The sequence below is a fragment of the Microbispora sp. NBRC 16548 genome, from assembly GCF_030268985.1.
GTDB lineage: Bacteria > Actinomycetota > Actinomycetes > Streptosporangiales > Streptosporangiaceae > Microbispora > Microbispora catharanthi.
Window position 1 is genome coordinate 301,879 of record NZ_BSSF01000002.1, and the last position, 14,556, is coordinate 316,434.

At 73.0% G+C, this 14,556-nt stretch carries 14 protein-coding genes; 11 read left to right on the forward strand and 3 right to left on the reverse strand.

Annotated features, from left to right (window positions below; all coding sequences use genetic code 11):
* Nucleotides 1–3: 3 nt before the first annotated feature.
* On the forward strand, nt 4–477 hold the full coding sequence (locus QSK36_RS05840; RefSeq protein WP_285781589.1) for a hypothetical protein: 474 nt from the start codon (nt 4–6) through the stop codon (nt 475–477).
* A 78-nt stretch (nt 478–555) separates the two neighbouring features.
* A complete protein-coding gene (locus QSK36_RS05845; protein WP_183534604.1) occupies nt 556–3,192 on the forward strand; it encodes a phosphoenolpyruvate carboxylase in 2,637 nt (878 codons plus the stop codon).
* 78 nt (nt 3,193–3,270) lie between these two features.
* Here QSK36_RS05845 and fdhD read toward each other — a convergent pair whose 3' ends face one another.
* From fdhD to QSK36_RS05860, 3 genes are all read right to left on the reverse strand, one after another.
* Entirely contained in the window at nt 3,271–4,122 is an 852-nt protein-coding gene (fdhD, locus tag QSK36_RS05850; RefSeq protein WP_285781848.1) for a formate dehydrogenase accessory sulfurtransferase FdhD, read from the reverse strand.
* Nucleotides 4,123–4,259: 137 nt separating this feature from the next.
* Nucleotides 4,260–5,363, reverse strand: coding sequence for a glycosyltransferase family 9 protein (locus tag QSK36_RS05855; protein WP_285781590.1), 1,104 nt, complete (start codon nt 5,361–5,363; stop codon nt 4,260–4,262).
* Entirely contained in the window at nt 5,356–6,549 is a 1,194-nt protein-coding gene (locus QSK36_RS05860; RefSeq protein ID WP_285781591.1) for a glycosyltransferase family 4 protein, read from the reverse strand. Before QSK36_RS05860 ends, QSK36_RS05855 begins: the two co-directional genes overlap by 8 nt.
* Nucleotides 6,550–6,663: 114 nt before the next feature.
* On the opposite strand from QSK36_RS05860, the gene QSK36_RS05865 reads away from it, so the two are divergent.
* From QSK36_RS05865 to QSK36_RS05905, 9 genes are all read left to right on the forward strand, one after another.
* Nucleotides 6,664–7,812, forward strand: coding sequence for a glycosyltransferase family 9 protein (locus QSK36_RS05865; RefSeq protein ID WP_285781592.1), 1,149 nt, complete (start codon nt 6,664–6,666; stop codon nt 7,810–7,812).
* A 145-nt stretch (nt 7,813–7,957) separates the two neighbouring features.
* Entirely contained in the window at nt 7,958–8,803 is an 846-nt protein-coding gene (locus tag QSK36_RS05870) for a biotin--[acetyl-CoA-carboxylase] ligase (protein ID WP_285781593.1), read from the forward strand.
* 44 nt (nt 8,804–8,847) lie between these two features.
* On the forward strand, nt 8,848–9,360 hold the full coding sequence (locus QSK36_RS05875) for a PH domain-containing protein (RefSeq protein ID WP_183534610.1): 513 nt from the start codon (nt 8,848–8,850) through the stop codon (nt 9,358–9,360).
* 38 nt (nt 9,361–9,398) lie between these two features.
* Nucleotides 9,399–10,400 carry an adenylate/guanylate cyclase domain-containing protein gene (locus QSK36_RS05880; protein WP_285781594.1) on the forward strand — a complete coding sequence of 334 codons (1,002 nt, stop codon included), beginning with the start codon at nt 9,399–9,401 and terminating at the stop codon, nt 10,398–10,400.
* Between the two features lie 10 nt (nt 10,401–10,410).
* Nucleotides 10,411–11,496, forward strand: a complete 1,086-nt coding sequence (locus tag QSK36_RS05885; RefSeq protein WP_285781595.1) for an S-(hydroxymethyl)mycothiol dehydrogenase — start codon at nt 10,411–10,413, stop codon at nt 11,494–11,496.
* A gap of 134 nt (nt 11,497–11,630) precedes the next feature.
* Complete coding sequence (locus QSK36_RS05890; protein WP_079316362.1) at nt 11,631–11,810, forward strand: (2Fe-2S)-binding protein; 180 nt, start codon at nt 11,631–11,633, stop codon at nt 11,808–11,810.
* A 13-nt stretch (nt 11,811–11,823) separates the two neighbouring features.
* Nucleotides 11,824–12,306, forward strand: coding sequence for a bacterioferritin (gene bfr / locus QSK36_RS05895; protein WP_183534614.1), 483 nt, complete (start codon nt 11,824–11,826; stop codon nt 12,304–12,306).
* Nucleotides 12,307–12,577: 271 nt separating this feature from the next.
* Entirely contained in the window at nt 12,578–13,246 is a 669-nt protein-coding gene (locus tag QSK36_RS05900; RefSeq protein WP_030451323.1) for a response regulator transcription factor, read from the forward strand.
* Between the two features lie 35 nt (nt 13,247–13,281).
* Nucleotides 13,282–14,550 carry a sensor histidine kinase gene (locus tag QSK36_RS05905; protein WP_183534616.1) on the forward strand — a complete coding sequence of 423 codons (1,269 nt, stop codon included), beginning with the start codon at nt 13,282–13,284 and terminating at the stop codon, nt 14,548–14,550.
* Nucleotides 14,551–14,556 lie beyond the last annotated feature (6 nt).

The following is a 14,556-nucleotide window of genomic DNA, read 5'->3' on the forward strand; positions in this document are numbered from 1 at the left end:
GTGATGGGCGAAAACAGGCGGCTGGGCCGTGCGATCTGGGCGCCGGTGGGTGCGGCGGCGCTGAGCGGACTGGTCATCGGGGGGCTGGCGCGCCTCCTGATGCGGGGCGTCGCGCTGGCCGTCGACCAATCGACCGGCCTGTCCCTGGTGGGCACGGTCGGGATCCTCGTCGCGTTCGTCGTGCTGGCCCTGCCGGCCGCGGTGACCGCGACCGCTCGTCCGGCGATCATGCATGCCGGTCGCTGGGTGACCGCCGCGCTCACGGGGCTGATGGCCGCGAGGACGGGGCTCAGCGACGCGAAGATCATCGTCCTGGCCGACGACGACCAGTTGACGCCGATCACCATGCTGGTCGTCGCGTTCGCCGCGATCGTGGTGGCGCACGGGCAGCTCGCCCAGCACCTCACCCGCCGTTTCAGGGTGCTCCCCGAAGCCCCGGCCGAGGCGCTCCGCACCCCGGACGCGCGACCGGCCTGACCTGCACGTTTGAGTGGTCTAGTCCAATTGGTGAGACCGCCCTCGGGCTCCCGAGCGCGATTCGCTAGCCTTCCAAACATGGCCGCCATCGCTCCTGCCGAACGACACAACGCCGTAGCGGAGATGCCGGACGAACTCCGCGCTGACGTGCGCCTATTGGGTGGACTACTGGGTCAGGTGATCGCCGAACACGGCGGCCCCGACCTCCTCGCCGACGTAGAACGGCTCCGGAAGGCGGTGATCGCGGCCCGGCGTCAGGAGACGACGGCCGACGAGGTCGCGGCCCTGGTGGCCGAATGGCCCGTGGACCGCGCCGTGCAGATCGCCCGTGCCTTCACCTGCTACTTCCATCTCGCCAACCTCGCCGAGGAGCACTACCGCATCCGCATCCTGCGGCAGCGCGACAAGGACGACGTGCCGCTGCGCGAGTCCCTCGCGGAGGCCGTGCAGCGGCTGCGCGGGGACGACCGGCTCCACGACTTGATCGACGGGCTGGAGTTCCGGCCCGTGCTGACCGCCCACCCCACGGAGGCGCGGCGGCGGGCGATCGTCACCGCCATCCAGCGGATCAGCGCCCAGCTCGACGCCTACAACACCCCCGGCCGGGGCACCGCCGAGCGGGAGGAGGCCCACCGGCGGCTGCTCGAGGAGATCGACATCCTGTGGCGGAGCGCCCAGCTCCGCCACACCAAGCTCGACCCGCTGGACGAGGTCCGTACGGCGATGGCGGCGTTCGACGAGACGCTGTTCCGCACGGTGCCGCTGATCTACCGCTCGCTCGACGCGGCGCTCGGGTCCGGCACCGGGACGCGGGAGCCGCTGGCCAAGGCCTACATCCGTTACGGAAGCTGGATCGGCGGCGACCGCGACGGCAACCCCAACGTCACCGCCAAGGTGACCAGGGAGGCCATCCAGATCCAGGCGGAGCACGTGCTGATCGCACTGGAGAACGCCACCACCCGCATCGGGAGGTCGCTCACCCTCGCCAGCGTCTTCACGCCGCCGTCCGCCGAGCTGCGGGCCGCGCTCGCGCAGGCCGAGGACGACCACCCCGACCTGGTGTCGGAGATGGCCACCCGGTCGCCGCGGGAGCCGCACCGCCAGTGGCTGATGTTCGTGGCGGCCAGGATCGCCGCGACCCGCCGCCGCGACCTCGACCTCGCCTACCGCGCGCCCGCCGAGCTGCTGACCGACCTGCGGCTCACGCAGGACTCCCTGCGCGGGGCCGGCGCCGTACGGCAGGCGTACGGCGAGCTGCAGCACCTGATCTGGCAGGTCGAGACGTTCGGCTTCCACCTGGCGGAGCTGGAGGTGCGCCAGCACTCGGCGGTGCACGCGGCGGCGCTCAAGGAGATCGCCTCCGGCACGCTGTCGGAGCGCACCGAGGAGGTCCTGGCCACGATCCGGGTGATCGGGTGGATCCAGGAGCGCTTCGGCGTGGCCGCCTGCTCCCGCTACGTCGTCTCGTTCACCCGCTCGTCCGACGACATCGCGGCGGTCTACGAGCTGGCCAGGCACGCCCTGGGCGACCGCGCCCCGGTGCTCGACGTGGTCCCCCTGTTCGAATCGGGCGAGGACCTCGACAACTCCTCCGCCGTGCTGGAGGGCATGGTCAACCTGGAGCCCGTGCGCCGGCGGCTCGCCGAGAACGGGCGGCGCATGGAGGTCATGCTCGGCTACTCCGACTCGGCCAAGGAACTCGGCCCGGCGGCGGCCACCCTGCGCCTGTACGACGCGCAGGCGGCGCTCACCGCCTGGGCCGCGGCCAACGACATCAGGCTGACGCTCTTCCACGGCCGGGGCGGCGCACTCGGCCGGGGCGGCGGCCCGGCCAACCGCGCCGTGCTCGCCCAGGCCCCCGGCTCGGTCGCCGGCCGGTTCAAGGTCACCGAGCAGGGCGAGGTCATCTTCGCGCGATACGGCCACTCGGCGATCGCCAAGCGGCACATCGAGCAGGTCACCAACGCCGTGCTGCTCGCGTCCACCTCGGCGGTGGAGTCGAGCACGGCCGCCGCGGCGGCGAAGTTCCGCCGGCTCGCCGACACCGTGGCCGCGGCCTCCGAGCGCGCCTATCGGGCGCTGACCGAGGCCCCGGGCTTCCCCGAGTGGTTCGCGCTGGTCAGCCCGCTGGAGGAGCTCGGCTCCCTGCGGCTCGGTTCCCGGCCCGCCCGGCGCGGCCTCGGCGCGCCCCGCTCCCTGGACGACCTGCGGGCCATCCCGTGGGTGTTCTCGTGGGCCCAGACGCGGGTCAATCTCCCCGGCTGGTACGGCCTGGGCAGCGGCCTGGCCGCCGTGGTCACCGACGGCGGCATGGCCGAACTGCGCTCGGCCTACCAGGAGTGGCCGCTGTTCGCCGCGATGCTGGACAACGCGGAGATGTCGCTGGCCAAGACCGACCGCTCCATCGCGTCCCGCTACCTGGCCCTGGGCGGCCGGAGCGAGTTCGCCGAGCAGGTCCTGGAGGAGTACGACCTCACGAGGCGGCTGGTGCTGGAGGTGACCGGCCACGCCCGCCTGCTGGAGAACCGGCGCGTGCTGTCGCGTGCCGTGCAACTGCGCGACCCCTACGTGGACGCGCTCAGCCACCTCCAGCTGCGGGCGCTGTCGGCGCTGCGGGCGGCGGGCGACCTGTCGGAGGAGGAGCGCGAGCGCCTGTCCACGCTGCTGCTGCTCAGCGTGAACGGCGTCGCGGCCGGCCTGCAGAACACCGGCTGACGGCGGCGTGCGAACCGGGCGGGCGCTCGAACCCGAGCGCCCGCCCGGTTCGACTGCCGGTTCGACTGGCGGTTCGGATCACGGCGTCTCGGCCGCCTGCTCGACGTCGATCCGCTCGGGACAGGCGTAGATGTTGAAGCGCTCCTCGCGCAGGAACCCCACGAGCGTGATGCCGAACTCGCGCGCCAGATCGACGGCGAGCGAGGAGGGCGCGGACACGGCGCACACGATCTGGATCCCTGCGCTCGCGGCCTTCTGCATGATCTCGTAGCCGACCCGGCCGCTGACCAGCAGGACGTGCCGGTCGAGGGGGGTCCCGCCGCCGAGCAGCGCCCACCCGACCAGTTTGTCGACGGCGTTGTGCCGCCCCACGTCCTCCCGCACGGCCAGCGGTGTGCCGTCGGGGGTGAACAGCCCGGCGGCGTGCAGCCCGCCCGTCCTGCCGAACACCCCCTGGGCCTCCCGCAGCCGGTCGGGCAGGCCGTACAGGGTCGTGGCGGGCACGGCGACCGGCGGGCGCGCGGCCGGCACGGCGCAGCGGTCGCGCAGGGCGTCGAGGCTCGCCGTGCCGCAGACGCCGCACGCGCTCGACGTCAGGAAGTTCCGCGCGGTGGCGGCGAGGTCGGGGAGCCGGGAGGCGGCGAGCCGCACGGTCACGGTGTTGTAGCGCGCCTCGGGGTCCAGATCCTCGTCCGTGCAGTAGCCGATGGCGGCGATGTCGCCGGGGCCGGCGATCCCCTCGGCGTGCAGGAACCCCGCCGCGAGCTCGAAGTCCGCGCCCGGCGTCCGCATCGTGATCGCCACCGTACGGCTCTCGCCTCCGGCCAGGAGCCGGATCTCCAGCGGTTCCTCCGTGGCGAGGTCGTCACGCCGGTCGCGTACGGCCGATCTGGACACCCTCCGGACGCGTGACCGCGTGACGGGCCCCAAACGGGCAGTGGGCCGCGCCGCGCCGTCCCGTTCCATCTGTTTCCTCCTCGACGGCATGGCTGCCGTTCTTTCCCGTACGCAGCCTGCCACGCCACGATCAGTATGGGTCAGCACGGGTCAGCAGGGGTCAGCAGGGTTCAGCGGTCGTCCGCCGGGTGGCACCCAGGGAGGAGACCGGGAAGACCGGGGAGATCGGGGCGACCGGCGCACAGGCGGGTCACGGCGCGCACGACGGACGCCACGGGGATGTCGGCCATGCAGGCGGGGCCCGCAGGGGACAGCGGGCATTCGGCCGTCCACCAGCACGGCTGTTCGGTGATGGCCGTGGGCCTGCGGTGCGGGCAGCCCGGCAGCCCCTGCAGGTCGGCGGAGCCCGCTCCATCCCCGGAGCCGATGCCGTACCGGCCGGCCCAGGTGGGCCCGAACAGCCCGACGGTGGCCGCTGCGGCCGCCGCGGCCAGCCGGAGCGGCCCGGTGTCGCCGCCCACGACCACGCCGCCGCGACGCGCCACGGCGGCGAAGCACGCGGCGAGCCCGCGCAGGCCGCATCGCGGCAGCACGGCCACCTCTCGGCCGAAAACGGCGGCCTCTGCGGGGCCCCGCTCGGGCGGCGCGTCGGGCGTGAGCAGGGGATGGCCGCGCCGGGCCAGCGACGCGGCGAGTTCGCGCCAGCGCCCGGCGGGCCACCGCTTCACGTCCATGCCCGCGTCCGTGATCAGCACGACCGGGGCCCGCGCCGCGACGGCCGGAACGCGGCGGGCGAGCGCGCTCTCGCCGTACGCGATCTCGGCCGGCGTCAGGCGCACGGCCGGACGGACGAGGGCGTCCTCGGGCCGCAGCAGGCCCTCGGCGAGCAGGATGCGCAGGTAGCGCCCGCCGACCGGCTCGTCAGCGGGCGGGCGGCGCCACAGGTCGGTGACGGTGCGGGCGCCCGAGGCGGCGAGGAGATCCGGAATGCCGTCGTAGCGGGTGGTGGTGATCGCGAGATCCGGGCGCCGGGCGGCCAGCGCCTCGGCCACCGCCTCACGCTCCGCGCCCGCCCCGCCGTGGCGGGGGGTGAGCACCCGCGTGACGGCGGGGTCGCCGCGCAGGAGGGCGGCGCCGGGCTCGTGGGTGAGCACGCGCAGCGACCCGCCGGGGTTCCCGCGGGCCAGGCCGTGCACGACGGGCAGGAGCATGAGCAGGTCGCCGATCCCGCCGAGCAGGTCGACGACCAGGATCTCCCGGTACGGCTCACGCATCCGGGCGGCGCGGGCCGGCCAGGGTCTCGTACAGCGCGCGGTGGGCGGCGGCGACCCGGGACCAGGAGTGGCGGGTGGCGAGCCGCCGGGCCGCCCTGCCCATGCGCCGTCTCGCCTCGGGGTCGTCGAGCAGCGGCGCGACGGCGTCCGCGACGGCGGCGGGATCGCGGCGGGCCCTGATCACGGCGACGGCCTCTCCTAACGGGAGGGCGGGGTCGGGCTCGTCCGGCACGGTGACCGCGGTCGGCAGCCCGTGCGCCAGCATCGTGAGCAGCGCGCCGCTCTTGGTCGTCACCCCGGCGGTGAAGGGCAGCACGCCCGCGTCGGCGGCGTGCAGGAACTCCGACACCCGGGCGGCGGGCAGGTGCCCGGTGAACGTCACCGCGTCCGCGACGCCGTGCCGCGCCGCCAGCGCCTCCAGTTCCGCCAGGAAGGCCCGGGCCTCGGCCTCCGGCAGCGCCTGGGAGGTGAAGCCGCCCACGACCAGCAGGCGCAGGCGGGGGCGGGTCGCGCGCAGCGCGGGCAGGGCCTCGACGAGCTGCCGCACGCCCTTCACGGGGTGCACGAACCCGAAGAAGGCGAGCAGCGGGTCGTCCGGGTTCATGCCGAGCCGGTCCCGCACCCGCATGCGCGCCTGCCGTCCGCCGCCGTGGTCCACGACGTTCGGGGCCAGCGGCACCTCCACGGCGGCCGTTCCGACGCGCCGCCTGACCTGCCGGGCGTGAGAGGCGTTCGTCACGACCACGAGAGCGCTTGCGGGCACCAGTCGCCCGGTCTCCCGGTCCCACAGGCGGGCCCGTTCCAGGGGCCGCCAGAGGGGGCCTGGCACCCAATCGGGGGCCGCCCACCAGCCGTACTCGTGCAGGGTGGTCACCAGCGGCGCGCCGGGCGGCAGCAGGGGCGGCAGCAGTCCGGGGAGCCCGGAGAACCGGTAGGCCGAAGGGGCGAACTGCACGTGGACCACGTCCGGGCGCAGCCGCCGCACCCGACGGGCGGCGTCGAGCGTGGCCGGCAGCCAGTGCCGGGGGGAGCAAGCCCCCGGGGACCCCACGGGCACCCCCACCGCCTCGACTCCCGCGTCGCCGAGCGCGCCGACGAGCCGTTCGACGTAGTCGCCGACGCCGTCGCGGTCGGCGGGCCCGGGACCGTGGACCATGGCCACGCGGATCCGGCCACCCTCCGTCACGGTCGCGCCTCCCCCTCCTCGGCGTCGCTGCCCGGGAGGTGCCCGAGGGAGTTTCAGGGCAAACCGTGCTTTTATGGGGCTTTATGTGCAGTTTTTGAGGGGTACGCGCAGGAGATGGAGCATCCCGCGGCGCTCGCAGGCCCACCGGTCCCGTGGCGGGGGCTCGCCCGCGTGCTCGTGATCCGCCCCGACAACCTCGGCGACGTCGTGATGGCGGGCCCGGCGCTGCGGGCGCTGCGGCGGGCCGCTCCCCGCGCCCGGCTCGATCTGCTGACCACCCCCGCGGGCGCCGCCGCGGCCGCGCTGCTCCCCGAGGTGGACGGCGTGCTGACCGCCTCGGTCTCGTGGCAGAAGACGGGCGGGGAGGACGTCCCGGTCACCGAAGACCTGGATCTCGTCGAGCGGATCGGGTGGGGCGGCTACGAAGCGGCGGTGATCCTGACCTCGTTCTCACAGGCCCCCTGGCCGGCCGCGTACCTCTGCCGGCTCGCCGGGGTGCCCGTACGGGTCGGCATGTCCAAGGAGTTCGGCGGGGCGGGGCTGACCCACTGGGTGCCCTCGCCGCCGGACGAGACCCATCAGGTGGATCGCGCGCTGCACCTCCTCGAACGGGCGGGCGTCCCTCCGGTCGAGGGCAGGCTCCGCGTGCGCGTGCCCGCCGAGGCGGCCAGTACGGCCCGCCGCCTGCTCGACGGCCGACCAGGAGGGGACGGCCACGCCGACGGTCGCGGACGGCGGCCGTGCGCGCTCATCCTTCCGGGGGCCTCCTGCTCCGCGCGGCGCTACCCGGCCGACCGGTTCGCCCGGGTGGCCGGGCTGCTGACGGCCGCCGGGCTGCGGGTCCTCGTGGCGGGCACGGCGAGGGACGCGCCGCTCGTCGAGGCCACCGGCGCCGGTGTGCCCGGTGCGGTCCTGCTGCCGGGCCGGTTCGACGTACCGGTCCTGGCGGCGCTCATCGACGCCGTCGACGTGGTCGTGTGCAACAACAGCGGCGGGGCCCACCTGGCCAGCGCGCTCGGCACGCCCGTGGTCGTGCTGTTCGCCGGCACCGAGCAGGTGGAGCAGTATCGGCCGCGGTTCGGCCCGGCGTCGATCCTCACGGTGCCCACCGCGTGCTCGCCGTGCCGCCAGTTCGCCTGCCCCTTCGCCCTCGACTGCCTCGACATCCCGCCCGAGCAGGTCGCCGCAGAGGCGCTGCGCCTGGCCGACGAACGCGGCGGCCCCTGGTGGCAGACGCCGGCGGGCACGCAGGACGCCCGATGACGACGGCCCCTCGCCGCCCGGCTCCGGCGGATGCGCGCCCTGGAGCCCGTGCTCGCGGGCCGGCCCGGCCGGTGATCGGACCCGCGGTTCCGGCAGACGGACGGCGCGGCGGCGGAGGCCGCCCGGGGGCCGATAGCCTGGGTGCGTGCCCGACTCGCCGTACGCCGATCTCGACCGGCCCCCGCTGTCCGAGACCGCGCTGACCAGGGCGCTGGTGCGCCCAGGCTCGCTGTGGTCGTCCGTACGCGTCGTCGAGCGGACCGGGTCCACCAACGCCGACCTGGCCAGGACCGTGCGCGAGAGCCCGGCGGAGGGCGCCGTGCTGGTCGCGGAGTCGCAGTTCGCCGGCCGGGGCAGGCTCGGGCGCCCGTGGACCGCGCCGCCGCGCTCGGGGCTGACGTTCTCGATGCTGCTGCGGCCGGAGGTGCCGCTCGCCCGGCAGGGCTGGCTGGCGCTGCTGGTCGGTCTCGCCGCCGCCTCGGCCGTACGGCGGATCGCGGAGGTCGACGTGCGGCTCAAGTGGCCCAACGACCTCATGGTGGGGGAGCGCAAGCTCGCCGGGATCCTGGCCGAGCGGGTGGACCGCATGGTGGTCGTCGGCATGGGGCTCAACGTCTCCCTGCGGCCGGAGGAACTGCCCGTGGAACGGGCCACGTCCCTCGCCGTCGAGAACGCCGCCTGCACCGACCGCGACCCGCTGCTGCGCGCCATCCTGCGGGAGGTCGAGTCGCACTACCGCGACTGGAAGGCCGCCGACGGCGACGCGGACGCCTCGGGCCTGCGTGCCGCCTACCTCGCCCGGTCGTCCACCGTGGGGCAGGAGGTCAGGATCGAACTGCCCGGCGAGCGGGTGCTGACCGGCCTGGCGACCGGCGTCGACGCATCTGGCCACCTGCTCGTACGCGCCGGCGACGGAGAGCACACGCTCAGCGCGGGCGACGTCGTCCACGTCCGCCGGGGTCCGTCGTCGGAGACCGGCCCGCCGTCCTGATCGAACACATGCAATCGACCGGGGATCGTGTCACGATTTGCGCCATGGGTCTTCCCGATCAATACCTGGCCGACGGCGAGCGGGTCGTTCTATCGTTCCATCCGCACTGGAAGCGTCTGATCCTTCCGGTCCTGGCTCTCGTCGTCGTGCTGGCCGCCGCCGTCGCGGCCTTCGTCCTCATCCCCGGCGACTACGAGTACGCGGGGTACGCCCGCGGCGCGGTGGCCGTGGTCGCCTTCGTGGCGCTGGTCCTGTGGACGATCGTTCCCTATCTGCGCTGGGTGACGACGTCCTACACGCTGACCTCGCACCGCTTCGCGATCAGCACGGGAGTGCTGAACAAGTCGGAGGACGACATCCCGCTGGCCAAGGTGAGCAGCGTGAGCTCCGACCAGCGGCTCTTGGAGCGCGTCCTGGGATGCGGCACGCTCCGGGTCGAGTCGGCGTCGGAGAAGGGCGACATCGACTACCGCGACATCCCCCAGATCCAGCGTGTGCGGCATGAGCTGTTCCGGCTGGTGGAGGATGCCGCGGACGGGAACATCGACGGGGACTGAACGCGGCGCGGCCCACGCGCCGTGCGGGGGAGGGAGACGTGGACATCAGCGGGCGGCCCGGTGCCGACGACATGCGGCGGCTGTTCCTGGGGCCGGCGCCGGCCTACACACGGAGGCAGGTCGCCGAGGCGGCCGGCATCCCGCAGGAGCTGGCGGCGCGGATCTGGCGGGCCCTCGGCTTCGCCACGTTCGCCGACGACGCCGTGGCGTTCACCGAGGCCGACCTGGCGTCCCTGCACCGCATCCGCGACCTGCTCGACACGGAGATGCTCGACGAGCGGACCGTCATCCGCATGGCCAGGGCCCTCGGCCGTACGACCGCGCGGCTCGCCCAGTGGCAGGCCGAGATCATGGTCGACGCGCTGATCGAGCCCGGCGCGCGGGCGGGGGAGGACGCGCTGCGGCAGGTGATGGACACGGTCAGCCGCCTGCTGCCGGACTTCGAGCAGACGCTGGTGCACGTCTGGCGCTCCCAGCTCGCCGCGACCGCGAGCCGGCTGGTCTCCCTCGCCGAGCCCGGCGAGGACGTCTCGCCGACCCGGCCGAGGCTCGGGGTCGGGTTCGCCGATCTCGTCGCCTTCACCCGCGTGTCCCGGGAGCTGGACGAGCTGGCGCTGGCCGACCTGGTCGAGGGGTTCGAGTCGCGGGCCTCCGACGTGATCGCCGCCCATGACGGCCGGCTGGTCAAGACGCTCGGCGACGAGGTGCTCTTCACCGCCGCCGACCCGAGGACCGCGGCCCTCATCGCGCTCGACCTGCTCGACGAGCTGAAACGGGACGCCGAGGGGCCCGACGTGCGGGTCGGGCTGGCGTACGGCCCGGTGCTCCCGGCGATGGGCGACGTCTTCGGCACGACCGTCAACCTGGCGGCCCGGCTGACGGCCATCGCCAGGCCCGGCACGATCCTGGCCGACAGCGAGCTGGCCGCGGGCCTCGCCGGGGCGCCCGGCGTCGACCTGGTCAAACTCCGCCGCCGTCCCGCCCGTGGGCTCGGCGTGGTGGAGCCGTATGTTCTGAGGAGATCCAGCCGAGAGAGTTGAGGTGCAGGACATGCCGTACGAAGTCCAGGGCGTGGTGGCGCGCGGCAAGGGAGAGGCGGTGACGCTGGAGACGGTCGTCGTGCCGGACCCGGGGCCCGGCGAGGCGGTCGTGAACGTGCAGGCCTGCGGGGTCTGCCACACCGACCTCCACTACCGCGAGGGCGGCATCAACGACGAGTTCCCGTTCCTGCTGGGCCACGAGGCCGCGGGCGTCGTCGAGGCGGTCGGCGAGGGCGTGACCGAGGTCGAGCCCGGCGACTACGTGATCCTCAACTGGCGGGCGGTGTGCGGGCAGTGCCGCGCGTGCCTGCGGGGACGGCCGTGGTACTGCTTCAGCACCCACAACGCGGCGCAGAAGATGACCCTGGCCGACGGCACCGTGCTCAGCCCGGCGCTCGGCATCGGGGCGTTCCTGGAGAAGACCCTCGTGGCTGCCGGGCAGTGCACGAAGGTCAACCCGGCGGCCAAGCCGGCCGTCGCCGGCCTGCTCGGCTGCGGCGTGATGGCCGGCCTCGGGGCCGCGATCAACACCGGCGGCGTGACCCGGGGCGACACGGTCGCGGTGATCGGCTGCGGCGGCGTGGGCAACGCGGCCATCGCGGGCGCGCAGCTCGCCGGGGCCCGGACGATCGTCGCGGTCGACGTGGACGACCGCAAGCTCGACTGGGCCCGCGGCTTCGGCGCCACGCACACCGTCAACTCGCGCGAGACCGACGCGGTGGAGGCCATCCGCGAGCTGACCGGCGGGTTCGGCGCCGATGTCGTGATCGAGGCGGTGGGCCGTCCCGAGACGTACAAGCAGGCCTTCTACGCTCGCGACCTGGCCGGGACCGTCGTGCTCGTCGGCGTGCCGACGCCGGAGATGCAGCTCGAACTGCCGCTGCTCGACGTCTTCGGCCGCGGCGGCGCGCTCAAGTCCTCCTGGTACGGCGACTGCCTGCCCAGCCGTGACTTCCCCATGCTGATCGACCTCTACCTGCAGGGACGGCTCGACCTCGACGGGTTCGTCTCCGAGACCATCGGCCTCGACCAGGTCGAGGAGGCCTTCGGCAAGATGCACCGCGGGGAGGTGCTGAGGTCGGTCGTGGTGCTCTGACGCTCACGCGAGGGGCGGCGCTTCCATTGCGGAGTGCCGCCCTTTTCTGTGCCTTGGATCACATAGGCAAGCCTTACCAAAGTGAGTTATCTTAGGTATGCCTAACCTTCCTCATGATCCCTGAGAGGCGATCCATGTACGTCTGCATCTGCCGCGCGGTCACCGAGAGCGAGGTGCACGACTGCATCGCCGAGGGGGCGAGGACGGCTCGCCAGGTGCGGGACGCCACCGGTGCAGGAGGGGACTGCGCGTCTTGCGTCCGGAAGATCTGTGCGATCCTGAAACGGTCAGAGGACCTGGTCACCAGCGCATAGATCGAGGAAGCTTATGCAGGGCGACAAAGAGATCATCGCGCTGCTCAACGAGCAGCTCACCTCCGAGCTGACCGCCATCAACCAGTACTTCCTGCACGCCAAGCTGCAGGAGAACTGGGGATATACGAAGCTCGCCGCCCTCACGCGGGCGGAGTCCATCGACGAGATGCGGCACGCGGAGGAACTCACCGACCGGATCCTGTTCCTGGAGGGTCTGCCGAACTACCAGAAGCTGAACACCCTGCACATCGGCCAGACCGTCAGGGAGCAGCTTCAGGCCGACCTGGATCTGGAGCTGGGCGTGGTCAAGAGGCTGCGGCCCGGCATCGCCCTCATGCGGGAGCGGGGGGACATCACCTCGGCCACGCTCTTCGAGCGCATCCTGGCCGACGAGGAGCACCACATCGACTACCTGGAGACCGAGCTGGGCCTCCTGGAGAGCCTGGGCGAGCAGCTGTACCTCCAGCGGTACGCGGAGCCGCCGTCGTCCTCCTGAGCCGGTGCTCTCCCGGCCGTCGCCTCTGGCCGCACGGGAAATCAGATGGACAACGCCCGTCGTCATCGTTTCGGCGGGCGTTTTTCGCGCCATTATCCGCTTTCCAGCGACGAAGTTCGGAATGGTCGAGAATGAGGCGGAAGATCGCGTCGCTTGCGTGCTGACTATCCCGGATTTATCAGTGTTTGCCCAGGTCAATTGATGGGTCAACGACAAGTCAAAAGGCGCGCTGTAGCCGGGAAACGATCGCACAAGGTCCTACGATCGCACCATGACCTGCGTACTTCTCGCCGAGGATGACACCTCGATTTCCGAGCCGCTGGCGCGAGCCCTGCGCCGGGAGGGCTATCAGGTGGAGGTGAGCCCCGATGGCCCGCAGGCCCTGGAGAGGGCCTTGTCGGGGGGCGTCGACCTGATTGTTCTCGACCTCGGCCTTCCAGAGATGGACGGGCTGGAGGTCGCGCGCCGCATACGCGCGGAGGGACACGGGACTCCGGTCCTGATCCTCACCGCCCGTGTCGACGAAGTCGACACCGTCGTCGGCCTCGACGCCGGGGCCGACGACTACGTCACCAAGCCGTTCCGCCTCGCAGAACTGCTCGCCCGCGTGCGGGCCCTGCTTCGGCGCGGAACATCGGAGACCCCGGTGGTGCAAGGCGTCCGCATCGACGCCGACTCCCGCCGGGCCTGGATGGGAGACAAGGAACTGCACCTGACCACCAAGGAGTTCGATTTGCTGCGCGTGCTCGTACGGGACGCGGGCAAGGTCGTCACCCGCGAGCAGATCATGCGCGAGGTGTGGGACACGAACTGGTGGGGGTCGACGAAGACACTCGACATGCACATCTCGTGGCTGCGCCGCAAGCTCGGCGACGACGCGGCCAAGCCGCGCTACATCACGACCGTCCGAGGGGTCGGCTTCCGTTTCGAGCGCGAGTAGCCGCCGTGGGGCGGTTGCGGGGGAGGGGCTAGCACGTGCGCCGGCGCCTGCTTTCCTCCATGCTGCTCGTCGCGGTCATCGCGGTACTGCTGTTAGGCGTGCCCCTGGGTGTGGTCGTCGTGCGCTTGATCAGCGACGAGGTCGCCCAGGAGCTCAGAACGGACGCGGGCCGCCTGCTGCTGGGAGTGGAGTACTCCCTCAGCCAGGGGCAGGGGATCAGTCCGGACCAGCTCGCGCGGAACTACCCGGACCGATACCTCCAGGTGTTCGTCCGCGGGAAACCGCCGATCGTCGTGGGCTCGCCTCCGCCGGCAGGCCGTGATCTGACCGAGGAGGCGCGCTCCGAGAACGGTTACGTACGCGTCAGCCGCGACGCGGCCCAGATCCACCAGGACACCCAGGCGCGGCTGGTGCTCATCATCGCGCTCGCGGTCGTGGCCCTCGGGGCCGCGATCGGGCTGGCCACCGTCACCTCGCGTCGCCTGAACCTGCCGCTCCAAGATCTCACCAGGATCGCGGAGCGGCTGGGCTCGGGCGACGCGAGGCCGAGCAAGCATCGTTACGGGATCCCTGAGCTGGATCTCGTGGCCGAGGTGCTGGACCGCAGCGCGCTGCGGATCTCCGACCTGCTCGCGCGGGAGCGCGAGTTCGCCACCGACGCCTCCCATCAGCTGCGCACGCCGCTGACCGGGCTGAGCATGCGCCTGGAGGAGATCGTCGCGGCGGCCGACCAGCCCGATGTGGTCCGCGAGGAGGGCGAGGCCGCGGTCGTGCAGGTCGAGCGGCTGACCGCCGTGATCGACGAACTGCTGGCCGCCGCCCGCCGCCAGCGTCACGCCCAGGCGGCGCCGATCGACGTGGACGACGTGGTGGGGCAGCAGATCACCGAGTGGGAGCCGGCGTTCCGCCGCGCCCACCGGTCGCTGGTGCTCGCGGGCGACCGGGGACTCAGCGCGCTCGGCACGACCGGCGGGCTCAGCCAGGTGCTGTCCACCCTGCTGGAGAACTCCCTCAAGCACGGCGACGGCGTGCTGACGATCAACACATCGAGTACGGGCAGGTCTGTGGTGATCGAGGTGGCCGACGAGGGCCCGGGCATTCCGGAGGCCCTCGGCCATCGGGTGTTCGAGCGGAGCGTGAGCGGGGGAGGCGGCACCGGCCTGGGGCTCACCCTCGCCCGTGCCCTGGTGGCGGCCGACGGCGGGCGGCTTGAGCTGGTCAAGCGCCGTCCGGCGACCTTCGCCATCTTCTTACGCCACACCCGTGACAGCGGACGTCACCGTGTCGTGAGCGGCCCCGCCTGAGGGTTC